Source organism: Bradyrhizobium sp. 40, from assembly GCF_023100925.1.
In the GTDB taxonomy this organism is placed as follows: domain Bacteria; phylum Pseudomonadota; class Alphaproteobacteria; order Rhizobiales; family Xanthobacteraceae; genus Bradyrhizobium.
The window spans coordinates 7,253,546-7,278,803 of the sequence record NZ_CP064688.1 but is presented as its reverse complement, the minus strand read 5'-3'; the positions used below and the strand labels follow the sequence as shown (position 1 = coordinate 7,278,803).

Here is a 25,258-nt window from a genome sequence, read left to right as displayed (position 1 = left end):
CGGAAAAGCGAGTCAACGACGACTCGGACGATGCATTTTTGGCAGATCAAGCCACGCTCGTTCCGGTCATTTGGAAAGGTCTATTAATGTCTTTTTGGCGAAGCGGTTCTTCGGCAAGGGAGGCTTTGGCTCAGGTCATCGCGCTCGGCAAGTCACAGGCGGTGATCGAGTTCAAGCTCGACGGCACAATCCTTACAGCGAACGAAAATTTTCTGGGTGCTATGGGCTATCGGCTCGACGAGATCCAGGGCAAGCACCACAGCCTGTTCGTCACGCCGGAAGAGCGAGGCAGCGTTGCCTATCGCGAATTCTGGGCGCGTCTTGGCCGCGGCGAGTACCAATCCGCCGAATACAAGCGGCTCGGCAAGGGCGGCCGGGAGATCTGGATTCAGGCATCCTACAATCCGATCGTCGACGAGGCCGGCAAGCCCGTGAAGGTCGTCAAGTTCGCCACCGACATCACCGCGCGCAAGATTCGCAGCCTCGAGGATGCCGGCAAGATTTCCGCGATCGGCCGTGCGCAAGCCGTAATCGAATTCAATCTCGACGGCACGATCATCACCGCCAATGAGAACTTCCTGAGCGTCATGGGCTATCGGCTCGATGAGATCCAGGGCCGCCATCACAGCACGTTCGTGGGCGCCGGCGAGAGCGACAGCCCAGCCTATCGCGAGTTCTGGGCGAAGCTGGCGCGCGGCGAGTATCAATCCGCCGAATACAAGCGGTTCGGCAAGGGAGCTAAGGAAGTCTGGATTCTCGCCTCCTACAATCCGATCCTCGATGAGGCCGGCAAGCCGTTCAAGGTGGTGAAGTTCGCCAGCGACATCAGTGCGCAGAAGCTCACGAACGCGAACTTCGCCGGACAGATCGAGGCGATCGGCAAGTCGCAGGCGGTGATCGAGTTCGACATGGACGGAAAGGTGCTGACCGCCAACGAGAATTTCCTCGGTGCGCTCGGCTATACGCTCCCTGAGATCGTTGGCCGGCACCACAGCCTGTTCATGCCGCAGGATGAACATGACAGCGAAGCCTATCGCGCCTTCTGGACCAGGTTGAACGCCGGCGAATTCCAGACGGGTGAATACCAGCGTGTCGGCAAGGGCGGGCGGCAGGTCTGGATCCAGGCCTCCTACAATCCGATCCGCGATCTCAATGGCAACCCGTTCAAGGTCGTGAAATACGCCTCCGATACCACCGCGCAGGTGATCGCGCGCAAGCGCAGCGAAAAGGTGCGCAGCATGATGGAATCGGTCGCCGCCGGAGCCGAGGAACTGAATGCATCGGTGCGCGAGATCGCGGAAGCCATGACCCGCTCCCGCGAGACCGCATCGACCGCGGTCGACCGGGTCGAGGCCGCGGACCAGCAGGCGCAACGGCTGACCCGGGCGGCGGAATCGATGAGTACGATCGTACAACTCATCGGCAACATCACCGGCCAGATCAATCTGCTTGCGCTCAACGCCACCATCGAATCCGCGCGCGCCGGCGAAGCCGGTCGCGGCTTTGCGGTGGTTGCATCCGAGGTGAAAAATCTCGCCAATCAGGCCAAGCAAGCGGCGGATCGGATCGAACAGGAGATCGGCAATCTCAACGGCATCTCGGTCGATGTCGTCGCCGCGTTGGACTCGATCAAGAGTGCGATCCAGGGCGTCAGCGAGTATGTGTCGTCAACGGCTGCGGCGGTCGAGGAGCAGAGCACGGTCACCGAAGAAATGTCGGCAAGCATGCGCAAGGCGGCGGAAGAGGCCGCGAGCATCGGTCAGGCTGCGTAGAGAAATTTCGTAAGGCGGGCGAAGCGTAGCGTGCTCACCACTTATGCTGCGGTTCGCGGTGGTGGGCACGGCGCAAATGCGCCTTTGCCCACCTTGCGACAGCGTCACATCGGCCGGACTTCGACCACGTCGGGGACGAAGTGCTTGAGCAGGTTCTGGATGCCGTGCTGGAGCGTCGCGGTCGACGACGGGCAGCCGGCGCAGGAGCCCTTCATGTTGAGATAGACGATACCGTCCTTGAAGCCGCGGAAGGTGATGTCGCCGCCGTCATTGGCGACCGCCGGGCGCACGCGGGTCTCGATCAGATCCTTGATCATGTCGACCGTCTCGGCATCGGCTTCGTCGAAGAATTCGTCCTCGTCGTCGAGATCGGAATCGCTCGCGGCGGCACCGTCGGCGAGCAGCGGCGCGCCGGACATGTAGTGCTCCATGATGGCGCCGAGGATCGCGGGCTTGAGCTGCTGCCATTCACCGTTCGCCTTGGTCACGGTGATGAAGTCCGATCCGTAGAACACGCCGGTGACGCCGGGGACCTCGAACAGCTTTTCGGCAAGCGGCGAGCGTGCGGCCGATTCGCGGCTCGCAAATTCCATCGGACCGCCGTCGACCACGACGCGGCCGGGAATGAACTTCAGCGTGGCGGGATTGGGGGTGGCTTCGGTTTGAATGAACATGGTTTTCTCCAGACGTCGCCGGTTCAAGGCCGGCGCGTGCTCTATCCACTAGCAGATGGCGACGGCGAACGCACGGTCAAGGGGTAAGCTGGCCGTTCACCTGTTAAATCAGCGGGTTAGGGTGCCCGCTTATCCCTCTCCCGGCCAACGAGGCGAGGCGAAAGAGCAGCAGTCTAGGACAGCGAATCCACGCTCTGGTCGCTCAGCGCGCCGGAAATGACCGTCACCGGCACCGGGAACGTGCCCAGCGCGTGCGCGAGCAGCGAGACCAATGGCCCCGGGCCTTCCGCGCCCGGATTCGCGGCGAGCACCAGCATGGCGATGTCGGGGTCCTCGTCGATCACCGCCAGCAGCTGTTCCATTGCGGTGCCCTCGCGGATCACCCGTTCCGGCGTGATCGCGGCGATGCCGTTGGCGCGGCCGGCGGCACGGTCGAGCGCGGCTTCTGCCGCCTCCTGCGCCTCGGCGCGCATGATGTCGGCGACCCCCAGCCATTCCTGGCTCTGCTGTTCGGGCTCGATGATGCGGAGCATCACCACGCCGCCGCCGGCCCGGATCGCCCAGCGGCTGGCGTAATAGACCGCGCGATCCCATTCGGCGGTGTCGTCGACGATGACGAGGCATTTGGGCTTGTGACCCGGCTCGAAGCAAAGTCGCTTGCTGGTCATGCATGTCCCGGAATGTGCACGGCTGACATGCTGCCACACTCCGTCTCGCTTGGGGAGAGCAGAAGCGGCCGGCGCCGTGGCGTCGGCCGCGGTTTCGCGAACGCGCCTCAGCGCCGGCGAATGAAGCCGACGATGTCCTTCGAGAGCTTCATGGTCTCGTCGGCGATCGCACGCGCGCGGTCGGCGCCGTCGTTCAGGATCGTGTCGATATGGCCGGGGTCGGCGACGAGGCGCTTCATCTCGCCGGCGATCGGCGCGAGTTTGGTGACGCACAAATCCACCAGCGCGTTCTTGAAGCTGGAGAACTGGCCGCCGCCGAAATCCCTGAGCACGTCAGCCTTGGAGCGGCCGGAGAGCGCGGCGAAGATGCCGACGAGATTGTCGGCCTCGGGGCGCGCTTCCAGACCCTTCTCTTCGGTCGGCAGCGGCTCCGGGTCGGTCTTGGCCTTGCGCACCTTCTGCGCGATGGTGTCGGCGTCGTCGGTCAGATTGATGCGCGAATTATCCGACGCGTCCGACTTCGACATCTTCTTGGTGCCGTCGCGCAAGCTCATCACGCGCGTCGCCGGGCCCGTGATCAAGGGTTCCGGGAGCGGGAAGAACAGGCCGTCATTGGCGCCGAGGTTGCGGATCGAGTCGCCGAAGTCATTGTTGAACTTCTGCGCAATGTCGCGCGACAGCTCGAGATGCTGCTTCTGGTCCTCGCCGACCGGCACGTGGGTGGCGCGGTAGAGCAGAATGTCGGCCGCCATCAGCACGGGATAGTCGAACAGACCGACGGACGCGTTCTCGCGGTCCTTGCCGGCCTTCTCCTTGAACTGGGTCATGCGACCAAGCCAGCCCATGCGCGCGACGCAGTTGAAGATCCAGGCGAGCTCGGCGTGGCCCGAGACCTGGCTCTGGTTGAACACGATGTGCTTGCTCGGATCGATGCCGCTGGCGATGAACGCCGCGGTCACCTCGCGGGTATTGCGCGCGAGCTCGACCGGTCCACCCCAGACGTCCACGCCCTGCGTAATCGCGTGCATGTCGACGACGCAATAGATGCAGTTGTGGGTTTCCTGCATCTTCACGAAGTTGACGATCGCGCCGAGATAATTGCCGAGGTGCAGATTGCCCGTCGGCTGGACGCCCGAAAAAACCCGTTCAACGAATGGCATGGCAGCTTCCCTGCAAGATACGGGGCGTCGTTTCCAACAGCGGCGCTGCCCCGTCAAGGGAATTTCGCTGACCTCAGGCGTCAGGATCGGGCTGGGCGGGGCGCTTCAAGGCACCGGCGGCCTCGCGCCAGGACGCGACGCCGAGGATTTGCAGGAGCAAGCCATAGACGATGATTCCGGCGGCGATCTGTGAGCCCAGCGCAATGAAGCGGATGAACCCATGGGCCTGTGCAGGCAAGAGACCCGCGGTCAGCCACAGCAGGCCGCCCATGGCGAGCGCGGCGAGCACGATGCGCGGCAGCCGGTTGCGGGCGCTGGCATCGACCGAGAAGCCGAATTCACGCGTGCCTTTCCGGAGCAACGAAATCGCACTGCTCCAGGCGCCGGCGGCAATGCTGGCGGCGATCCCGCTCGCGCCGAAGAAGTGACCGAGCAGGATCGCGAGCGCGACCGCGACCACGAACCCTTTCGCGGTCGCCAGCAGCGGCGTCATCGTGTCGCTGCGGGCAAAATAGGCCGGGGACAGCGCCTTGATCAGCACATGCGCCGGCAGTCCCAGCACCAGCCACACCAGTGCATGCGCCGTGGCCGCGCTGTCCTCCGCGCCAAAGGCGCCGTGTTCAAACAGCAGCCGCACGATCGGCTCGGCCAGCACGATCAGGCCGAGCGTCGCCGGCAGCGCCAGCCCGGTGGCGAGTTCCAGCGCGCGCGATTCCGCATAGGCAACCGCGTCGCGGTCACCGCTCCTCACCGCGCGCGTCAGCTCCGGCACCAGCACCGTACCAATGGCGACGCCGACAATACCAAGCGGCAGCTCGATCAGGCGGTTGGCGAAATAGAGCCAGGAGACCGCGGCAGGCGTGGCGGAGGCGATGATCGCGCCGGCAACCATCAGCCATTGCGGGCCGGAGCTCGCGATCATGCCCGGGATCGCCTTGGCGAAGAAGCCGCGCATGTCCTTGTCGAAGCTCACGCGCAGCGGGGTCGCCAGACGCGCGCTTCGCTGCGACAGCAGCATCAGGAGCTGCAACAGGCCGGCGATGCCGACGGTGGCCGCCAGCATCCACGCGGCGAAGGTTGCATCGGCATGCCCCAGCAGGAGTGCCGCGATCGCGGCGATCAGGGCGATGTTGAACAGCAGCGGCGAGAAGGCGGTGAGTGCAAAGCGCCCCTGCGCGTTGAGCAGGCCCATCAGCACCGTGACGGGTCCCGCGAAGGCGAGATAAGGCAGCATCAGCCGCGCATTCTGGACAGCGAGATCGAGCGATGCGCCGCCGACGAAGCCCGGCGCGATGATCATGATGGTCAGCGGCATCAAAAGTGCAATCGCGATCGAGATTGCGATCAGGCCCGCGCTGACCGTACCCAGCACGCGTCCCGCGAACGCCGCCGCAGCCGCCTCGCCTTTGCTGTCACGAACGCGCAGCCAGGCCGGGATCAACGCCGCATTCAGGGCGCCCTCGCTGAGCAGCCGCCGCACCACATTGACGAGCTGAAATGCCGCCAGAAACGCGTCCGCCACGGCGCCGGTGCCGAGCAGCGCCGCGATCAGGGAATCGCGTGCAAAGCCCAGCAGCCGTGAAGCCAGTGTCCCCGTCGAGACGGTCAGGAAGGAGCGGATCATCGGAACTGCATAATACCGTTGCTTGCCCGCGAAGGGCCGGTCGTGATAGGCCGCGAGCCAGATTTCAGACCGACAGGAAGCGGATTTCCGCGGGTATCGCAATCCGCCAAACAGGATCAAGGTGAATGGCTGACGTGAAATATGACGTTCTCGGCATCGGCAACGCGCTGTTCGACGTGCTGGTCAAGACCGACGAAGCCTTTCTGGGCAAGCACGGCATGACCAAGGGCAGCATGTCCCTGATCGACGAGGCGCGGGCCGCCGCCATCTACAAGGACATGGGCCCGGCGACGGAAGTTTCCGGCGGTTCGGCTGCCAACACCATCGTCGGCATCGGCAGCCTCGGGGCGCGCGCCGCCTATGTCGGCAAGGTCAAGGACGACCAGATCGGGAAGCTCTACGTCCACGACATCCGCGCGGCCGGCGTCGCCTTCAACACGCCCGCAGCGAAGGACGGCCCTGCGACCGGCTGCTCCTACATCCTGGTGACCGATGACGGCGAGCGCACCATGAACACCTATCTCGGTGCCGCGCAGGATTTGTCGCCCGCCGACATCGACCCGGCTGAGATCGCAGCGGCCGGCATCGTCTACCTCGAGGGCTATCTCTGGGACCCCAAGAACGCCAAGGACGCCTTCGTCAAGGCGGCCAAGATCGCCCATGATGCCAAGCGCAAGGTGGCGCTGACGATGTCGGATTCCTTCTGCGTCGATCGTTATCGCGACGAGTTCCTGGGGCTGATGCGCAACGGCACCGTCGATATCGTGTTCGCCAACGAGTCCGAGTTGCATTCGCTCTACCAGACCTCCGATTTCGACACCGCACTCAAGCAGTTGCGCAACGACGTCAATCTCGGCGTGGTGACTCGCAGCGAAAAGGGCTGCGTGGTGGTGACGCCAACTGATGCAGTCGCAGCGCCGGCGTCTCCGATCGCGAAACTCGTGGACACCACCGGCGCCGGCGACCTCTTCGCTGCCGGCTTCCTGTATGGCCTGGCGCGCAACCTGTCCCACAAGCAGTGCGGCGAGCTCGGCGCGCTCGCAGCCGCCGAAGTGATCCAGCACATCGGTGCGCGTCCGCTTGTGTCGCTGAAGGAACTCGCAGGGCAGCGCGGCCTGACCGTGTAACGCGGTCTCTCTCCCTGTCATTGCGAGCGGCACTCTCCGCTGTCGTCACCCGGCTTGACCGGGTGACCCAGTATTCCAGAGCCGTTAGTGGGCTACGGAGAAGCCGCGGCGTACTGGATTCCCGCCTTCGCGGGGAATGACAGGCAACCTACGCAGTCTTCGCGGCCTTCAGCCCAAGCCGTTGCTCCACCTGGTCGCGCATCAGGAATTTCTGGATCTTTCCGGTCACGGTCATCGGAAACTCGTCGACGAATTCCACGTAACGCGGAATCTTGTTGTGGGCGATCTGGCCGTCGCAGAAGGCGCGCACCTCTTCCAGCGTCAGCGTCTCGCCGGACCTGACGCGGATCCAGGCGCAGAGTTCCTCGCCGTAGCGGGTATCGGCAACGCCAAAGATCTGCACATCCTGGATCTTGGGATGGCGGTACAGAAATTCCTCGATCTCGCGGGGATAGAGGTTCTCGCCGCCGCGGATCACCATGTCCTTGATGCGGCCGACGATGTTGCAATAACCCTGGTCGTCGATGACGGCGATGTCGCCGGTATGCATCCAGCCGTTGGCGTCGAGCACATCGGCCGTCTTCTCCGTCTCCTCCCAATAGCCCAGCATCACGCTGTAGCCGCGGGTGCAGAGCTCGCCCCGTTCGCCGCGCTTGACGATCTTGCCGTCGAGATCGACGACCTTGACCTCGACATGCGGATGGATTCGTCCGACCGTCGAGACGCGGCGATCGAGCGGATCGTCGACGGCGCTCTGGAAGCTGACCGGGCTCGTCTCGGTCATGCCATAGGCGATCGTGACCTCGCCCATGTTCATCTCGCTGTTGACGCGCTTCATCACTTCGATCGGGCAGGGTGCGCCGGCCATGATGCCGGTGCGCAGCGACTTCAGATTGAAATTTGAGAATTCACCGTGGTCGAGTTCGGCGATGAACATCGTCGGCACACCGTATAGCGCGGTGCATTTTTCCTGCTCGATCGTTCGCAGCGTCGCGAGCGGATCAAACCCCTCGCCGGGATAGACCATCGTCGTGCCGAGCGTGACGGAGGCGAGGTTGCCCATCACCATCCCGAAGCAATGATAGAGCGGCACCGGAATGCAGATGCGGTCCTGTTCGGTGAGGCGCATGGCGCGGCCGACGAAATAGCCGTTGTTGAGAATGTTGTGATGGGTCAGCGTCACGCCCTTGGGCGATCCCGTCGTTCCGCTGGTGAACTGGATGTTGACGGCATCGTCGAATTGCAGGGAGGCACCGAGCGCGGCGAGCTGCTCGCGGTGCAAGGGTCCGCCCATGACGGCGGCCTCCTCGAACGGAATCGTGCCCGGACAGGCGGGGCCGCCGATCTGGATCACGATGCGCAAGGCCGGTAGCCGCGCGGCGCGCAATTGCCCGGGCTTGGCGATCGCAAGCTCCGGCAACAGCGTGTTGAGCATGTCCATGTAGTTGCTGCTCTTGAACGCCGTCGCGGTGACGATGGCGCTGCATCCGACCTTGTGAAGCGCGAATTCCAGCTCGCTCAGCCGGTAGGCGGGATTGATCGTCACCAGGATGAGGCCGGCCTTGGCTGCGGCAAACTGGGTCAGCGTCCATTCCGGCCGGTTCAGCGACCAGATGCCGATCCGTTCGCCGCGTTCGAGGCCGAGCGCGACAAAGCCGGCCGCGAGCGCATCGACCCGCTCGGCGAGCTCTTTCCATGTCCACCGCACGCCGTGGCTGGGCGAGACCAGCGCCTCGCGACCGCTCCAGCGCCGCGCACCCTGATCGAGGCTACGCCCGATGGTGTCGCCGAGCAGCGGCGTGTCGGAGATGCCGCAAACGTAACTGTCGGCCTTGTCTGCCAAGATCGTGTCCTCCAGTCAGGTGCGTGGACGGCCGGACAACAAGCCCGGCCGTCACGCGTCGTGAGTGCTAGGCGCGCCTCAGGCCGCTTTCCGCCCGCTGCCGGCATCGAGTCCGGCGTAGACGCCGCGCTCGAAGCCGGCAAAAGCCTCGAGACACTTTGCGTCGGCGAACGGCAGCAGCTGCATCAGGATCACGCCGGTGACGTCGCGCGCCGGGTCGATCCAGTAATAGGTGTTGGCGAGGCCCGCCCAGGCGAGGCTGCCCGCGCTGCGCCCCTCGGCGGTCTTGGCGGTGTTGATCATGAAGCTGAGGCCCCACTTCTTCACCTGCTCGGGATAGAGATCGACGTCATTGGTGTACATCGGCGCCGCCGTGGTCATCTTGCCCATGGCGAGATCGCCGATGTGGTTCTGCCCCATCGTCGCGATGGTCTCGGCCTTCAGCACCTGATTGCCGTTGCCGCAGCCCTTGTTGAGGATCATCTGGGTAAACCTGATGTAGTCGGCCGCCGTCGAATAAAGGCCGCCGCCACCCATGTGGAATTCCGGCTCCTGCTCGAGCTCGAACGGGATCGCGGCGAGCTGGCCATCCTCGCCGCGCGCATGCATGCCGACGAGGCGCTTGCGCATGTCGGCGGTGATCTTGAAAGCGGTATCGCTCATGCCGAGCGGTGCGAACAAATTGTCGCGCAGATAGGCATCGAGGCGCTTGCCGCTGGCGGCTTCCACGGCCTTGCCGACGAAATCGATATTGGTGCCGTATTCCCAGCGCGTGCCGGGCTCGGTCATGATGGGCGTCTTCAACGCCGCGTTCTGGCAGGTGGTGATGGCGGGGATGCCGTTCTTGTCCAGATAGACCGCGAGATCGCCGTTCCACATGTTGTAGCAGAAGCCTGCCGTGTGGGTCATGAGCTGGCGCAGCGTGATCGGCCCCTTGGCCGGCCGCAGCTTGGCTTCGCCCTTGGCGTCAAAGCCTTCGAGCACCTGCGGCTTGGCGAGATCGGGCAACACCTCGCCGATCGGTGCATCCAGCGACAGCTTGCCCTGCTCGACGAGCTGCATCGCGCCCGCTGATGTCACCGCCTTCGTCATCGATGCGATCCAGAACACGCTGTCGGCGGTCATCGCATCCGGCTTGGACAGGTCGCGTTTGCCGAACGCGCCCTGATACAGCACGTCGGTACCGCTGGCGGCGATGGCGACGACGCCGGGAATCTCCCCGGCCTCGCTCTTCTGGCGCAGAATCTGGTCGATCTCAGCTTTGCCTTGCATCCGCGTTTCCTCCGGTTTGATTATTGTTGGAAGCGATCGATTGTCCTCCCGCGTGCGCCGCGCGGCAAGCGCATCCGCGTACCTGCCGCAGTCGCGATGTCGTGACTTGACGGTCGGCTCCCCGCGCACGACGACAAGGCGCTGAACTGCAACACCCCGTCACAATCTGCGGTGGATGGCCGCAACCAGCTGTGACCGTGGATGGCTGCTGGCGCTATGTTTCGACTGTTTTGACGCACTTGAAACATTTTGTGAGCTGCCGCGTTCAGCTCTCGGCCGATCGACGGCCAACGTTAAGACTTGATGCAAATTTCGCGGCCGCCCACCGGCCGCGAGGGGGACCTCAGATGATTTCGACCTGGAGCGAATGGAAGCGCTATCCCCGTCCCGGACGGGGCGAAAATCTCGAAGCGCCGATCTCGCCCGGCATCTACGAGGTTCGCATCGCCGGCACCGGCGCGCTCTATTCATTTGGCGCGGTCGACAATCTGGCGCAGGCGCTGGCGCTACTGCCGGTCGGTTCAAAGTCCTGGTTCGGCCGCCGCAACGCGTCCGACGTCCCTGATCTCGAATATCGGACCTGCGCGACCTCCTCGAAGGCCGACGCCAAGGCCGCCGCCGAGCGCATGATCGGGCGGCGCGAGACCTATCTGAGCGGCGCGGCGTAAGTCCGCCGCTCCGAGCCTGGCTCCCAGCAGATGTGCGTTGCGGGACGGTGCATTGCGCGCCGCTTCTCCCTATATTCCGGCCGAACCGGAACAGCCCGCAAAAGCCCCGCAGGAGCAACGCCATGACCCCGACCGCCGCCGCACGTGCTCAGCACGCCACGTCCAATCTGCGCGACCGGTTGAAGGACCCGTCGCTTCTGAAGGAGGCTTGCTACATCGATGGCGCCTGGGTCGGCGCGCCGGTCTTCGCCGTCAACAATCCCGCGACCGGCGTCGAGCTCGCAAAGGTTCCGCAGCTTTCGGCCGATGACGCCACCAGGGCGGTCGAGGGCGCCGAGCGCGCCTTTCCGGGCTGGGCCAAGCACACCGCCAAGCAGCGCTCCAATATCTTGCGCAAATGGTTCGAGCTGATCATCGCCAACCGCGAGGACCTCGCGCTGATCCTCACCTCCGAGCAGGGCAAGCCGCTTGCCGAAGCCCTCGGCGAAGTCGACATCGGCGGCGCCTATGTCGAATTTTTCGCCGAGGAGGCCCGCCGCGTCTACGGCGAGACCATTCCGACGCAGCGGCCGGATGCGCGCTTGCTCGCGATCAAGCAGCCGATCGGCGTCTGCGGCGCGATCACGCCGTGGAATTTCCCGAACTCGATGATCACGCGAAAGGTTTCGCCGGCGCTTGCGGCCGGGTGCACCGTGGTGCTGAAGCCCGCCAATGAAACGCCGCTGTCGGCGCTGGCGCTGGCCGCGCTCGCGGAGAAGGCCGGCGTGCCCAAGGGCGTGTTCAACATCATCACCGGCGATGCAGCGCCGATCGGCAAGGTGCTGTGCGAGCATCCGGCCGTGCGTTTCGTCGGCTTCACCGGCTCGACCGCGGTCGGCAAGATTCTCTACCGGCAGGCCTCCGTCGGAGTGAAGCGGCTCGGGCTCGAGCTCGGCGGCAACGCGCCGTTCGTGGTGTTCGACGATGCCGATATCGATGCGGCGGTCGAAGGCGCGATCGTCTCGAAATACCGCAACATGGGCCAGACCTGCGTCTGCGCCAACCGCATCTATGCCCAGGACAAGATCTACGACGAGTTCGTGCAGAAGCTGTCGAAGAAGGTCGCGGCGATGAAGATCGGCGACGGCACGGAAACCGGCGTCACGCAGGGCCCGTTGATCAATTTGAAAGCGGTCGACAAGGTCGAGCGCCACATTGCGGACGCCGTCAAGCGGGGTGCCAAGGTCGTCACCGGCGGCAAGCGCAGCGAGCTCGGGCGCTCGTTCTTCGAGCCGACGGTGCTTGCCGACGTCAAGCCGGACTCGCTGGTGGCGCAGGAGGAAACCTTCGGCCCGCTCGCACCGGTGATCCGCTTCAAGGACGAGGCCGACGTCATCGCGATGTGCAACGCTTCGCCGTTCGGTTTGGCGTCGTACTTCTACTCCCGCGATCTCGGCCGCGTCTGGCGTGTCGCCGAGGCGCTTGAGTCGGGCATGGTCGGCGTCAACACCGGCCTGATCACCACCGAAGTCGCACCCTTCGGCGGCGTCAAGGAAAGCGGCCTCGGCCGCGAAGGCTCGCATCACGGCATGGAAGAATATGTCGAGATCAAATACGTGATGATGGCGGGGGTTTAGGTCGCCGTCATTCCTCCACGTCATTGCGAGCGAAGCGAAGCAATCCAGAATCTTTCCACCGAGACAGTCTGGATTGCTTCGTCGCAATAGCTCCTCGCAATGACGAAGCTACGCGCCAATCAACGTCGCAACACCGCGATCGTGCGGTTCGCAAAGGTCAGCCGCTCCGCCAGCACAGACACGAAATAGGTCAGCAGCTTGTGGCTGAGTGCGGGATCCTCGGTCTTGATGGCGTCGAATTGGTGCGTGTTCAGCACGTAGAGCACGCTGTCGACCTCGGCCTGGATGGTGGCGCTGCGCGGTGTCTGTGATACCAGCCCCATCTCGCCGATCGTGGTGTAACGGCCGAGGCTGCGCACGCGCGTGCTGCGGTCGTCGTCGGCCGGGATCATGATGCCGACGCGGCCGTCGAGGATGAAATGCATGGAATCGGCGGGGTCGCCGGCTTGCACGATGACCTCGCCGGCTTCGACCTCGATGCGCTGGCAGCGGCGGATCAGCTCGTCGGCGCCGTCCTCACTGCCGAGCATTCGCGTGAACCAGTCGCGCAGGCTGGCTTCTTCCTGCGCCAGCTCCTGATGCTGCGAGATGAGCTCGTTCTCGCACCATTCCAGCGCGCGATCGAGCTCGGGGACGATGGTGACGCCCTCGCCGACGAAGTCGCTGGAGCGCAGCACCTTCTCGGCTGTGGCCGACAGATGCACCAGGATCAGCTCGACGCCGAGTTCGCCGGCGCTGCGCTTGATCTGGGCAAAGCTATAGGCGGCCGATGAATCGACGCCAGTGACGAGCTTGAAGTCGAACAGCAGATAGCGGCATTCGGGGCGTTCCTGCAGCAGCTGCTTGACGTGCTGATAGAGCCGGTTGGCGGAGCCGAAGAACAGATAGCTCTGGAGATTGAGGCCGCGGATCTTGCCGCCATGGGCCAGCAGCACCTCCTGGTCGTCGCGCGAGCGATCGAGCGAGGAGCGGTACTCCGAGCCGTCGAAACTGTATTTGATCGACTCGACCCGCGCGGCGCTGAACGCAAACGTCGCGCAGCCGATGATGACGCCGATCAGGATGCCCGGCACGAAACCCCAGGCCACGATGATCGCGATGATGGCGATCAGCGACAGATATTCCAGCTTCGACAGCCGCTTGCGCGACTCGATGATCCATTTGTGCAGCTGGTCGGCGCCGAGATAGAGCAACAGGCCGCCGAGCACGAATTTGGGGATGAAGCCGAGCAGCTCGGGTGCGACGGCGAGCACCAGCAGCGACAGCGCTGCGGCCGTGAGGCCGGACAGGCGCCCGCGGCCGCCGCTGGAGAAATTAAGCATCGAGCGGCTGGTCGAGCTGCAGCCGGGGTAGCCGCCCAGCATGCCGGTCAGGATATTGGCGGCGCCGGTGACGTTCAGCTCACACTCCAGGTTGGCTTCGCGATGCGTGGCCACCTCGATGCCGGTGGTGTTGAACAGCGTGCTGGAGGCGGTAACGAAGATGACCGCGACGACGTTGCCGAGCAGGTCCGGTATGGCAAACCAGGGATAGCGGGCGAGATCGTCGGTGTGCCAGGGCAGCACGAAGACCGCTTGCGGTGGGGACTGAAAGGTCCAGCCCAATGTGTGCGCCTCATCGGAGGAGACGCCGGTGATCCAGAACGCCAGATGCGCGGTGAGCACGCCGCCGACCAGGATGATCGGCAGTCCGAACGGGCTGCGCGAGCGGTGCCAGGTGAGATACAGCACCAGCGCCATCGCGCAGGCGGCACCCAGCTCCAGCAGGATGGTGCGGTTGGCGAAGTGCGACAGTGTCGCCAGTTGCAGCGGGTGGTCGGTGATCACCCGGACCGCACCCATGACGATGAGAAGTCCGGTTGCGCCCAGGAAGCCGCCGACCACCGGATAAGGCACGTAGCGGATGGCGCGGCCAAGCCGCGTCAGGCCCAGCCCACACAGCACCAATCCCGTCAGCATCGTCGACAGGCCGAGCGTGATCAGGATTGGTGACAGCAACGGCGCCGACAGGTGCGCCGTCTCGATGCGTTCGACCACCGAGGCTGCCAGGATACCCGTCACCGCGGCGGTCGAGCTGTCAGGGGCTGCAATCGCGAAGGGCAGGGAGCTGCCGAGCCCGACGACGGCCGCAAGCACCGCAGAGCTGACGAAAGTGGCCGTGATGCCGTAGGACAGATAGGGCGACAACGGCCCCGCGAAGATCAGCAGCGAGTAGGACAGTCCGAACGTGACGGTCAGGACGCTGGCGGCGCTCCCGCCCAATATATCAGTCAGCGCACGCTTGAGGGCCGGAGTGAGCCCTGCCGACGGAGTGAAGCCAATTGCTGGATCTGTCACGCCGTAACACTCGCTCGTGAATATTTCCCTCCGAGAGGTAGACGACTGCGAGGCTAGTGCAACAGGATTCTTGCAAATGTGAAGTACCCGACAGTTTCGGGGGGCATCCGGCGAGGATGCGGTCCACGGCGTGCGAACGGCCAATCATGCGCAGCAGGCGGATGGAGAGCAGCCGAGCAGGCACACATACTCATTGTCGTCCCGGCGAAGGCCGGGACCCATACCCCCAGGGAGTTGTGTGGCGAAGATTGGTTGTTCGGGATTGGAACCGTCAGCGATCGATAGACCTCGCGGTATGGGTCCCGGCCTTCGCCGGGACGACGGATAAGGCCTGCACTAGATCTTCAGCTCGCTTCCCGTCACGCGGCGATACGCTTCCAGATACCGCTTGCTGGTCGCGTCCACTACGCTTGCGGGTAAAGGCGGCGGCGGGGCGTCGCCATTCCAGCGGCCGGCGCGGCGCTCGACGTCGAGATAGTCGCGCAAGGGCTGCTTGTCGAAGCTCGCCTGCGGCTGGCCCGGCTTGTAGGCGTCGACGGCCCAGAAACGCGAGGAGTCCGGCGTCATGACTTCGTCGATCAGGATGATGCGGCCGTCCTTGTCGCGGCCGAATTCGAACTTGGTGTCGGCGATGATGATGCCCTGCTCGCGGGCGAGCTCCTCGCCAAGCGTGTAGATCGCGCGGGTCATGCTCTCGAGCGTGTAGGCCGTCTCGTCGCCGACGACCTCGCGCATCTTCGCGATGGTGATGTTCTCGTCATGGCCGGTCTCGGCCTTGGTCGCGGGGCTGAAGATCGAAGGCTCCAGCTTCTCGCTCTCGACCAGACCTGCTTTCAGCTTCTCGCCGGCCAGTGTGCCGCTGGCTGCATATTCCTTCCAGGCCGAGCCCGAGAGGTAGCCGCGGATCACGCATTCGATGGGAAATACCGTGGTGCGGCGGCACAGCATGGCGCGGCCGAGAATTTCGGCGCGATGCGGCTTCAAGGCGGGCACGGCGGCGATGATCTCGTCGGTGTCGGCGCTGATCATGTGATGCGGCACCACGCCTTCAAGCTCGTTGAACCAGAACGCGCTGATTTGCGTCAGCACCGCGCCCTTCATCGGAATGGTCTCGCCCATCACGACGTCGAAGGCGCTGATGCGGTCGGTGGTGACGAGCAGCAGGCGGTCGTCGTCGACGGCGTAGATATCGCGCACCTTGCCGCGCCCGATCTTGGGCAGCGGCAGGTCGCTGGAGAGCATGGTGGTCATCGGCAGAACTTTCGGAGCAAGGCCTTGCGACAGGACATCCGGCCGCGCCTGATCGCGCGACCGGAAACCGGGATAGCCTATTCCGGCAGCGGAATGAACTCATGTTCCTGCGGAACCGCAGCGAAGCGGCCGGTTTTCCAGTCCTGCTTGGCCTGCTCGATCCGCTCCTTGCTGGAGGAGACGAAATTCCACCAGATGTGGCGCGGGCCCTCCAGCGCGTCGCCGCCCAGAAACATCATCCGCGTGGCTTTGAGCGCCTTCACCGTGATGCGGTCGCCCGGACGGAAGATCAGGAGCCGCGGCCCCTCGTAGCGCTCGTTCGCGATCTCGACCTCGCCGTCGACCACGTAGATGGCGCGCTCCTCGTGATCGGGGTCGAGCGGTACGGTCGCGCCCGCGGCCGCCGTGACCTCAGTGTAGAACCAGGGCGACACCATCGAAACAGGGGAAGTGACGCCGAAGGCCGAGCCCGCGATCACCTTCGCGGTGAAGTCGCGGTCGGAGACCATCGGCAGGTCACCCGCCCCGTAGTGCTGAAACGACGGGGCGATTTCTTCCGATCCTGCCGGCAGCGCGATCCAGCTTTGCAGGCCCAGCATCTTCTGCCCCGAGGCGCGCTGCACATCCGGCGTGCGCTCGGAATGCGCGATGCCGCGGCCGGCCGTCATCAAATTCATCGCGCCGGGCTGGATCTCCTGGATGTTGCCCTCGCTGTCGCGATGCATGATCGCGCCGTCGAACAGATAGGTGACGGTAGCAAGCCCGATATGCGGGTGCGGCCGCACGTCCATGCCTTTGCCTGAGACGAATTGCACCGGCCCGAAATGGTCGAAGAAGATGAAGGGTCCGACCATCTGCCGCTTGCCGTGCGGCAACGCGCGGCGTACGGCGAAGCCGTCGCCGAGATCGCGCGTGCGCGGCACGATGACGAGATCGAGCGCATCGCAGGACATGGGATCGCCGAGCACGGGATCGTTCGAGGGTTGCCAGCTCATGGTGGACTCCTTTTGGTTTTTTCGAGCTAAATCGTAGCAGGATTTTGTGCGGCCGTCGCGGCTAAGCCTGGACCACATACTCCGCCGTCATCGCCCGCGAAAGCGGGCGATCCAGTACGCCGCGGCCTATCGATTCAATCATGACCGTCTCGGAGTACTGGATCGTCCGGTCGAGCCGGACGATGACAGTGTGCGCGGCGAGCGATGGTCCTTGAAAAAACAGGCGCAACGAAGGATGTTCGGCTGATGTCAACCGCGACCCATTGCATCACCCGATGACCCTTGCCGCAACCGAACTCGCCTTTCGCGCCGCTTCTGTGGCGCTGCTGCTGGTGTTGGCAGCGTCATTGCTCTCGGATTTCCCCAATGTGCTGGCAGCGCGGCTCGGTGCGGCCTTTGCGCTCGGCTCGGCCGCGCATGCTGTGAGCTATTCTGTCGGGACATCATCGCTGGTCCCGGCCTGGCATACGCCGCTGATCGCGGTGTCGACCGGCAATATCGTGGTGTTCTGGCTGTTCACGCGCGCGCTGTTCGACGACGAGTTTCGCCTGCGCCGGTGGCACGGATTGACCTGGGCGTTGGTGGCAGCCTTCAGCTTCGTCAGCTGTCTCTGGCTCGCACCTGGCGGACATGTCCGGGTCGCCGTCACCGCGGTGAACCTGATTGTGCTCGGCTTCATTGCGCTCGCGATCGTGCAGACAATCGGCTCATGGTCAGCCGATCTGGTCGAGCGCCGCCGCCGTGTTCGCGTCTTCATCGTCTGTGCCGCCGCGCTCTATGGCGGATTGAACGCGCTGCTCCAGATCCTTGTCGGCGGCAGTGACGTCGGCGATGTCGCCAACACCGTCAATACAGGCGTGCTCGCCGGCATCGTCGCGGCCATCGCCTATGCGATGATGCGGGTCGATGGCGCCGACCTGTTTCCAGCCGCCGCGGAGGCTGCGCCCGCGATCGCGGCGAGCCAGCCTGTCGGCGAGGATGCCGCCGACCAAAAGCTGATCGACGCCCTGATGCGGCTGATGGCGGACGAACGGATCTATCGCCAGGAGAACATCAGCATCGGCGTGCTGGCGGGCCGGCTGAAGATTCCCGAATACCGGCTGCGCCGGCTGATCAACCAGGGGCTCGGCTACCGCAATTTCAATGTGTTCCTGAACAACCACCGGATCGAGGAGGCCAAGGCAGCCCTCGCCGATCCCGCCCAGGCCGAGGTCCCCGTCATCACCATCGCGATGGATTCCGGCTTCCAGTCGCTCGGCCCGTTCAACCGCGCCTTCAAGGCCGTGACCGGCGTGACGCCGACGGAGTACCGGCGGCTCAAGGTCAATGCCGTCTAAGCTTTAGTGTACTGAAATATTTAGGTTATTTTGGAATCGGCGAGCGTCTCGCGGTTTCGGCTAGGCCGCTTTCCAAATCCGGCGAGCAGGCATCGCGTGAATGCCGCTTCGTCTCCGGCACACGCCTCAAGCCGGAGCAAGCCCGTGACCCGCTGCCGCAAGATGGTCCTTCTCGCCACCGCCATCGCCTTTGCCGGCCTCGCGCTCGGCGCGGTTCGCGCCCATGACGTGCCCAAGGTCGCCACCGGCTTCATCGCCGACGTGCTCTGCGCGGAGACGTTTGTCTCGGGCCTCGATGTCAGGCGTAATTTGACCGAGACCGCCGATGCGATGCCGGGCGCCGGTCTGCTCACCTGGGCGATGGACTATCAGGTCGATCGCATGCGCAAGGACGTCACGGTGACGCTGTTCGGCATTGGCCGCAGCCACGCCGTCTATCGCGAGGGCCTCGGCTGTACGCTCGAGCACGGCGGAGGGATCACCGACGTCACGTTGCCGCCGGATGACAGGCAGCCGGCGTTGCTGCCCGAGATCGCTGGCTCCGCGGTCGTGTCGCCGCAGAGCCCGGAGCTGTCAGTAGCGCTCGATCGCGCCTTTGCCGAGCCGCCATCGCCGCCATTCCGCCGCACCCGCGCGATCGTCGTCATGAAGTCGGGCCGCATCATCGCCGAGCGCTATGCGGACGGCATCGGACCGGAGACGCCGCTGCTCGGCTTCTCCATGACGAAGTCCGTGATCTCGGCTCTCACCGGGATCCTCGTGCGTCAGGGCAGACTGAAACTCGACGGGCCCGCACCGGTCGCCGCCTGGGCAAATCCGGACGATCGGCGTCACGCGATCACCGTCGATCAATTGCTGCGCCACACCGCCGGCCTGGCGCTCGGCAACTCGCTTCAGGCCTCGCTCGGCTCCGCGTTCGAGCCGGTCAATCGCATGAAATTCACCGAAGACGACATGGCCGCCTATGCCGCGAGCATGCCGCTTGCGACCGCGCCGGGCACCGTGTGGAACTATCACGATGGCAACACCATCATGCTCGCGCATCTGATCCGCAACGCTGCCGGCGGCAATCCGGCGGATGCGCTGGCCTTCGCGCGCCGCGAATTGTTCGCGCCGCTCGGCATGCGCCATGTCACGCTCCAGCTCGACGGCGCGGGGACGATCAAGGGTTCGAGCGAGATGCTCGCATCCGCGCGCGACTGGGCACGCTTCGGCCAGCTCTATCTCAACGACGGCGTCGCCGGCGGCAGGCGCATCCTGCCCGAGGGCTGGGTGAATTACTCGGCGTCGGCGACGTCCAATGCATGGGTCGGCATCGGCGCCGGCTTCTGGACCAACCAGGGTAACAGCTTTGGCGCGACCTTCCGCGTCGATCACGGCTGGCCGCGCGATGCCTTCTTCGCCAAGGGCGCGATCGGGCAATACACGATCGTGATTCCGTCGGAGCGTCTGGTGATCGTGCGGATGGGCCGCTCGCCGAACTGGCCGCCGGAAGCGGATGGCGTGTTCGGTCTGGTGCGGGATGTCGTGGCAGCAGCGCGCGACAAAGGGAAAGTCGCGGGGGTGGATTAGGAGCTTTACCTTCCCAGCTCGGTCGCCTTCGCCACGCGATCGAACCGCTCCAGCGTCATGATCGCGTCCGCGAATTTCTCCGCGCGCGCATTCAGCACCGGGCGGGCCAGCGTCAAGAACTTCTGCTGCATCGCTTGTGCATCCGGGAACGAGGTCGGCTCGCCGGAAGGGTCGGCATAGAGCCGCTCATGCACGCCGTCGTCCGTTGTGATGCTCACGCGGGCGCCAAAGGGGTGGGTGCGGCCGATTTCGAGGCGGTCATCCTGCACCACGTCGAACTTGTCGGCGAGCGCGTCGATGGCTGTGTCCCCAAGGCGATTGTAGTCGTCCCAGCCAAATGAGCCCTGGTCGAGCGCGAGCGCGCCGGTGAAGAACATCGAAAACTGGCCGCCGACGATCGAGGTCGGGTGCCGCTTGGTCGCGGCGTCGCCGGTGAGGGTGATGCCGTTGCGATGCAGGCCGATCTCGACGCGCTTGATCTGGTCGGGTGTCAGATTGTGCTCGCGCCGCATCGCGATCAGTGCGTCGATCGCGGCGTGGGTATAGCGGCAGCTCGGATACGGTTTGACGCCGATCTTCATAGTCTCGTAGGTCTTGCCGAGCTCGGCGACCGCTTTGTCGGGATGCGCATCGTCGGTGTAGCCGGCGAGCAGGCCGTGCTTGCCCTCGACCGATTCCGTCGCGCCGACGAAATCGTTGCGCGCCAGCGTCGCGGCGATCACCCCGTTCATCGCGGCGGCGCCGACTTGGTAACGCTTGTTCCAGGCGCCATTGACCAGGAATTGCAGCGAGCCCGCGGCCTGGCTGCCGGCGACGCCGAAGGCGGCGATGAGCTGTTGCTCGGAGAGGCCGAACAATTTGCCGGCGGCCGCGGCTGCGCCATAGGTGCCGGCGGTGGCGGTGGGGTGAAAGCCGCGGGCGTAATGCGAGGTCGGGTCGAGTGCGTTGCCAAGCCGGCAGCAGACCTCATAGCCCGCAACGATCGCGGTCAGCACGTCGCGCCCGGAGGCGCCGACCATCTCGCCGATGGCGAAGGCGGCCGGAACCACCGGCGCGCTCGGATGCAGCGAGGAGTCCGCATGGGTGTCATCGAAGTCGAGGGAATGGCCGAGGGCGCCGTTGAGCAGCGCCGCGACCGCCGGCGTCCAGGTCTTGCTATCGCCGAACACGGTGGATTCGCCCTTGGTGTCGAGCGCGAGCGCCTCCAGCATCTTCAGGATCGAGGGGGTCGATTCCGCTTCGCTGCGGGCCCGGATCGCGCTGCCGAGGAAGTCCAGCGTCAGCACTTTCGCCCGATCCAGCACTTCCGCCGGAATATCCTGGAATTTCAGGTTGGCGACATAGGCGGCGAGCGTTGCGGTTTCGTGAGCCATCGTGTTTCCTCGTTTTGGCGCGCAAGTTAGGCGGGCTGATTTGGCCTTTCAAGCGGCCTGGGGGCCGCGGGCATCAGCTATGCTTTTGGCTGGCTTTACGAGAGTTGGACCGGGATACGCGACCATGGCATTCGCAGGAGAGCTGTTCGACCGGGTCTGGTCGCGAAAGACCCAATTGGGATTGGCGATCCGGGTCACGGTGGCGGCCACCGGCGCCTACGCGCTCGCCACCGCGCTGCATCTCTTGTTACCGCTCTGGGCCGTCCTCACCTCCATCATCGTCACCCAGATGAGCGTCGGGCGCTCGCTGAAGGCGACGCGCGACTACATGCTCGGCACCATCGGCGGCGCGATCTATGGCGGCGCCATCGCGATCCTGATCCCCTATTCCGGTGAACTGGGCCTGCTGGGTCTGCTGGTGCTGGCCGTGGCGCCGCTTGCCTTTGTCGCATCGATCTATCCGAATCTGAGCTCTGCAACGGTGACGGCCGTGATCGTGCTCGTGCTTCCCTCGATGCATCATGCCGATCCCATGGCCTCGGCGATCGATCGCGTCAGCGAAGTTACGGTCGGCGCGGTGACGGGGCTGCTCGTCTCGTTCCTGGTGCTGCCCTCGCGCGCGGTGCGGCAAATCCGCGCCAGCGCGGCGAAGCTGCTCGAATTGATCGCGGAGGCCTTCACCGAATTGCTCGCGGGCCTGACGCGCGGCCGGGACAACGACGCGCTGCACCGGATTCAGGACGGTATCGGCACCGCAATGGTCGGCATGAATACCATTGGCGCCGAAGCCGAGCGCGAGCGCTCTGCGCGATTGTCGAGCGGGCCGGACACCGGCCCGTTGTTGCGCACGATCTTGCGGCTGCGCCATGACGTCGTGATGATCGGCCGCTCGACCGTGGTGCCGTTGCCGGCCGAGGTGCAGACACGGCTTGCCGCGCCGCTGACGGAAGTCTCGACGGTGATCGCACGCTTCCTGCGTTCGGCCGCCGCGGCGTTGCGCGAAGGCGCCGGCGCCCCGCCGATCCACCCCGTGCATGTCGCGCTCCAGCATTATGCCGAGGCGGTCGCCGCCGTGCGCCAGGACGGCCTGATCCGGGGCCAGCCCAGCGACACCGCGGAGCGCTTCTTCGCGCTCGGCTTCTCGCTGGAGCAGATGCACCAGAATCTCTGCGATCTCGATCGCGTCGTCGGCGAATGGTCCGAGGCCGCGACCGACAAGCCCGCGCGCGTGGCGGAGTGAGCTAGCGCCGCATCAGGCCCTTGCTCTCCATGCGCCAGACCAGCAAATCGATGCGGTCCTGACCGAAGAACGGCTCGTTGTCGAACACGAAGGTCGGCACGCCCCAATGGCCGGAGGCGGCGTGGTCCTTCTCGTTCTCTGTGATCACCTGCTCGTAGCGATCCGGGTCCGCGGTGATCGCAGCATCCATCGCGACGAGATCGAAGCCGGCCTTGTCGGCTGCCCGCGCGAGATGATCGCTCTCGTTCCAGCCCGCCACCGAGCCGTCCCACAGCACGCGGGCGATCGCATCGGTGAATGCGAGCGAGCGTCCTTCGAGCTGCGCCATGGCACCAAGCCGGGTCAGGCGGTGGATGTAGGGCTGCTCCGCCGCGACGTCGAACGTGACCTTGTCCTGCACGATCGGATCGGGCCTGGGAAAGCGGAACGGAATGCCCTCGTGCTGCGCGACGCGCGTGCTGTCGAGCACCACATAGCGAATGAAGTTCGGGCTGGCCTTCTTGAAAAACCCGGGCACACGGACTGCGAGCGGATAGACCGGCCGCACATTGACCGCCAGATCGTAGGTTTCGACGAGCTTGAGCGTCTTGGGCAGCGCCAGATAGCTGAACGGACTGCGAAAGGAGTAGAAGAGGTCGACGGAGAGCGTCATCGGGCCGGCTCCGCGAGCCGCCCCATCATGCTGCGGGCCACAAGCTTGTGGAAGGGCGTGATGAGCGCGAGGTAGGCGCGGCCCAGCCGATTGTTGGTCCGCACCAGCGTGGTCAAGGTGACGTGGCGCGGCACCGCTTCGCCGACCACATCGACCACGATGCGGAAATCGAGATGATAATCATTGAAGCCGGCGACCAGCTGCTCGGGCGTTTCACTCAGGACCGGAAACAGGCCGATCAAACCGCCCGGCGCCGGCGTACCCTCGCCCGATGTCTTCAGGCCGAACGGCGTCACCAACACGTTGCGCAGGCGTGTCAGTGCACCGACCCAGCGCGGCCCGTGCAACACCATCCTGGTGCAGGCCTCGCGGGCATTCACCGGTGCCGTGCCGATCTCCACGCGAAAGGCGTCGATGAATTGCGCACCGGCCAGCAGCGCGCCGGTGTCGACATCGGGGGTGACTTCGCGGACGGTCCCGTTCATTCCGTCAGTCTGCGCGTCAGCATCCGGAAGCGCAAGATCAGAAGTCCGGCATAGACGAACGATCCGATCGACAATCCGATCCAGACACCGACCGCGCCGAGATCGGCGTGAAAAGCGAGCCACCAGGCGATGGGAAAGCCCACGCACCAATAGCCGATCGCGGCGAATACCAACGTCATCCTGGTGTCATTGATGCCGCGCAGCGCGCCGCCCATGATGGTCTGGATGGCATCGGCGATGAAGAAGGTCGCGCCGACCAGCAGCAGCTTCGCGGTCAGCTCGACGGTCGCCATGCTCGCCACGTCGCTGCCGAAGAACAGTCGGCCGAGCTGATAGCGGCCGAAGATGATCGCGACGGTCAGGGCCGAGACGAACGCGATCCCGATCACGGCTGCGACGAGACCTGCGCGCTTCACCGCAAGCGGCTCGCCGCGGCCGAAGGCGTGACCTACCCGCACGGTGGCCGCCATGCCGATGCCGAGCGGGACCATGAACAGCACGGCGGTGACCTGGAGCGCGATCTGATGCGCCGCGAGCGCCGTGGTCGAGATCAATCCCATCAGCAGCGCGGCCGAAGAGAACAGGCCATATTCCAGCAGCAGCGAGAACGAGATCGGCGCGCCGATCGCGATGAGCTTGCGCATCAGGGGCCAGTCGATCCGCCAGAGATGGGCAAGCGGACGATAGTCCGCGAACGGCTTGCGCAGCCCCGCAATGGCGAGCGTGGCGGCGAACGAGCCGAGATTGACCAGCGTGGTCGCAAGCCCCGCGCCGAACAGGCCGAGCTCCGGCAGGCCGAACAGGCCGTGGATCAGGACATAGACCAGCGCGGCATTGACGGGGATCGCCGCGAGCGTGATCCACAGCGGCGCCTGCGGCCGGTTCACCGCGCTCATCATGCTGCGCAGCGCGATGAAGCCGAGCGCCGGCGCGATGCCCCAGGCCAGCCCATTCAGATAGCGCTGGGCGAGCGCGGCCGAGTGCGGCGCCTGACCGAGTGCAACCAGGATGTGCTCGCCATAGAGCGGCGAGGCCATCATCGGCAGCGAGATCAGCAGCGCGACCCACAGGCCGACGCGTAAGGAGCGGCGGATGCGCCTGACATCGCCGGCGCCGAACGCCTGCGCGACCAGCGGTGATACCGCCGCCATCAATCCGAGCCCGAACGTGAAGCTGACGAAATAGACCGTATGCGCCAGTGCCGCTGCTGCCACCGCGCTCTCGCCGAGCCGGCCGATCAGCGCAAGATCGGTCGTGATCATCGCGATCTGTCCGAGTTGCGTCAGCGTCATCGGCACGGCCAGCCGCAGCGTCTCGACGAATTCGTCGGCGAGAGGATTTAGCGGCGCGCCGGCTTGCGGCTGCGAACGAGGCTGGACGGTGTCGAGCATGGCGGGTCAATAGCACGGCCGGGCGACGAAAACATGGCTTGGTCTTCTCCCTCTCCCCTTGCGGGAGAGGGTGGCTCGCCGCGTAGCGGCGAGACGGGTGAGGGGTATCTCTCCGCGTACGGCCCTCAAGCAGCAGGACTCGCTGAAGCAACCCCTCATCCGGCGCCATAGCCGATGCGAAGCTTCGGCGTTCTTAAAAACG

General features: G+C 65.0%; 20 protein-coding genes. 7 read left to right on the top strand and 13 right to left on the bottom strand.

Going from position 1 to position 25,258, the window contains the following annotated elements:
• Positions 1–86 precede the first annotated feature (86 nt).
• Positions 87–1,772, top strand: coding sequence for a PAS domain-containing protein (locus tag IVB40_RS34755; protein WP_247817689.1), 1,686 nt, complete (start codon positions 87–89; stop codon positions 1,770–1,772).
• A gap of 104 nt (positions 1,773–1,876) precedes the next feature.
• On the opposite strand, the gene IVB40_RS34750 is transcribed toward IVB40_RS34755, so the two are convergent.
• The 4 genes from IVB40_RS34750 to murJ form a co-directional block, all read right to left on the bottom strand.
• Positions 1,877–2,446 carry a NifU family protein gene (locus tag IVB40_RS34750; RefSeq protein ID WP_247357442.1) on the bottom strand — a complete coding sequence of 190 codons (570 nt, stop codon included), beginning with the start codon at positions 2,444–2,446 and terminating at the stop codon, positions 1,877–1,879.
• A gap of 173 nt (positions 2,447–2,619) precedes the next feature.
• Positions 2,620–3,114 carry a universal stress protein gene (locus tag IVB40_RS34745; RefSeq protein ID WP_247285134.1) on the bottom strand — a complete coding sequence of 165 codons (495 nt, stop codon included), beginning with the start codon at positions 3,112–3,114 and terminating at the stop codon, positions 2,620–2,622.
• A 107-nt stretch (positions 3,115–3,221) separates the two neighbouring features.
• Positions 3,222–4,274 (bottom strand): tryptophan--tRNA ligase, encoded by a 1,053-nt coding sequence (trpS, locus tag IVB40_RS34740; protein ID WP_247285135.1) that lies wholly within the window; start codon positions 4,272–4,274, stop codon positions 3,222–3,224.
• Between the two features lie 73 nt (positions 4,275–4,347).
• Positions 4,348–5,898, bottom strand: coding sequence for a murein biosynthesis integral membrane protein MurJ (murJ, locus tag IVB40_RS34735; RefSeq protein ID WP_247817688.1), 1,551 nt, complete (start codon positions 5,896–5,898; stop codon positions 4,348–4,350).
• A 125-nt stretch (positions 5,899–6,023) separates the two neighbouring features.
• Between murJ and IVB40_RS34730 the strand changes: the two genes are divergently transcribed.
• Positions 6,024–7,025: an adenosine kinase gene (locus IVB40_RS34730; RefSeq protein WP_247817687.1), complete on the top strand. Its 1,002-nt coding sequence runs from the start codon at positions 6,024–6,026 to the stop codon at positions 7,023–7,025.
• A 148-nt stretch (positions 7,026–7,173) separates the two neighbouring features.
• On the opposite strand, the gene IVB40_RS34725 is transcribed toward IVB40_RS34730, so the two are convergent.
• Together IVB40_RS34725 and IVB40_RS34720 are read right to left on the bottom strand one after the other, a co-directional pair.
• Positions 7,174–8,868 carry an AMP-binding protein gene (locus tag IVB40_RS34725; protein ID WP_247817686.1) on the bottom strand — a complete coding sequence of 565 codons (1,695 nt, stop codon included), beginning with the start codon at positions 8,866–8,868 and terminating at the stop codon, positions 7,174–7,176.
• A gap of 78 nt (positions 8,869–8,946) precedes the next feature.
• A complete protein-coding gene (locus IVB40_RS34720; RefSeq protein ID WP_247817685.1) occupies positions 8,947–10,140 on the bottom strand; it encodes a serine hydrolase domain-containing protein in 1,194 nt (397 codons plus the stop codon).
• 347 nt (positions 10,141–10,487) lie between these two features.
• Here IVB40_RS34720 and IVB40_RS34715 point away from each other — a divergent pair, with 347 nt between their 5' ends.
• Both IVB40_RS34715 and IVB40_RS34710 read left to right on the top strand, forming a co-directional pair.
• Positions 10,488–10,808, top strand: a complete 321-nt coding sequence (locus IVB40_RS34715) for a hypothetical protein (protein ID WP_027566114.1) — start codon at positions 10,488–10,490, stop codon at positions 10,806–10,808.
• A gap of 122 nt (positions 10,809–10,930) precedes the next feature.
• A complete protein-coding gene (locus IVB40_RS34710) occupies positions 10,931–12,424 on the top strand; it encodes an NAD-dependent succinate-semialdehyde dehydrogenase (protein ID WP_247817684.1) in 1,494 nt (497 codons plus the stop codon).
• A 119-nt stretch (positions 12,425–12,543) separates the two neighbouring features.
• Here the strand turns inward: IVB40_RS34710 and IVB40_RS34705 are convergent, their stop codons facing one another.
• The 3 genes from IVB40_RS34705 to IVB40_RS34695 form a co-directional block, all read right to left on the bottom strand.
• Entirely contained in the window at positions 12,544–14,760 is a 2,217-nt protein-coding gene (locus IVB40_RS34705) for a SulP family inorganic anion transporter (protein WP_247817683.1), read from the bottom strand.
• A gap of 336 nt (positions 14,761–15,096) precedes the next feature.
• Positions 15,097–16,011, bottom strand: a complete 915-nt coding sequence (locus IVB40_RS34700) for a phosphoribosylaminoimidazolesuccinocarboxamide synthase (protein WP_018455824.1) — start codon at positions 16,009–16,011, stop codon at positions 15,097–15,099.
• A gap of 77 nt (positions 16,012–16,088) precedes the next feature.
• Complete coding sequence (locus IVB40_RS34695; RefSeq protein ID WP_247817682.1) at positions 16,089–17,006, bottom strand: pirin family protein; 918 nt, start codon at positions 17,004–17,006, stop codon at positions 16,089–16,091.
• A 275-nt stretch (positions 17,007–17,281) separates the two neighbouring features.
• Here IVB40_RS34695 and IVB40_RS34690 point away from each other — a divergent pair, with 275 nt between their 5' ends.
• Positions 17,282–18,343, top strand: coding sequence for a helix-turn-helix domain-containing protein (locus IVB40_RS34690; RefSeq protein WP_247285143.1), 1,062 nt, complete (start codon positions 17,282–17,284; stop codon positions 18,341–18,343).
• Positions 18,344–18,487: 144 nt separating this feature from the next.
• Positions 18,488–19,915: a serine hydrolase gene (locus IVB40_RS34685; RefSeq protein ID WP_247817681.1), complete on the top strand. Its 1,428-nt coding sequence runs from the start codon at positions 18,488–18,490 to the stop codon at positions 19,913–19,915.
• A 5-nt stretch (positions 19,916–19,920) separates the two neighbouring features.
• On the opposite strand, the gene IVB40_RS34680 is transcribed toward IVB40_RS34685, so the two are convergent.
• Positions 19,921–21,288: an MmgE/PrpD family protein gene (locus IVB40_RS34680; RefSeq protein WP_247285145.1), complete on the bottom strand. Its 1,368-nt coding sequence runs from the start codon at positions 21,286–21,288 to the stop codon at positions 19,921–19,923.
• A 124-nt stretch (positions 21,289–21,412) separates the two neighbouring features.
• Here IVB40_RS34680 and IVB40_RS34675 point away from each other — a divergent pair, with 124 nt between their 5' ends.
• Complete coding sequence (locus IVB40_RS34675; protein ID WP_027566106.1) at positions 21,413–22,528, top strand: FUSC family protein; 1,116 nt, start codon at positions 21,413–21,415, stop codon at positions 22,526–22,528.
• A 1-nt stretch (position 22,529) separates the two neighbouring features.
• On the opposite strand, the gene IVB40_RS34670 is transcribed toward IVB40_RS34675, so the two are convergent.
• The 3 genes from IVB40_RS34670 to IVB40_RS34660 are packed head-to-tail and all read right to left on the bottom strand — an operon-like array spanning position 22,530 to position 25,056.
• Entirely contained in the window at positions 22,530–23,180 is a 651-nt protein-coding gene (locus IVB40_RS34670; protein WP_247285146.1) for a 2-hydroxychromene-2-carboxylate isomerase, read from the bottom strand.
• Positions 23,177–23,665, bottom strand: a complete 489-nt coding sequence (locus IVB40_RS34665; protein WP_247285147.1) for a DUF2867 domain-containing protein — start codon at positions 23,663–23,665, stop codon at positions 23,177–23,179. Before IVB40_RS34665 ends, IVB40_RS34670 begins: the two co-directional genes overlap by 4 nt.
• Entirely contained in the window at positions 23,662–25,056 is a 1,395-nt protein-coding gene (locus tag IVB40_RS34660; RefSeq protein ID WP_247285148.1) for an MATE family efflux transporter, read from the bottom strand. Before IVB40_RS34660 ends, IVB40_RS34665 begins: the two co-directional genes overlap by 4 nt.
• Positions 25,057–25,258 lie beyond the last annotated feature (202 nt).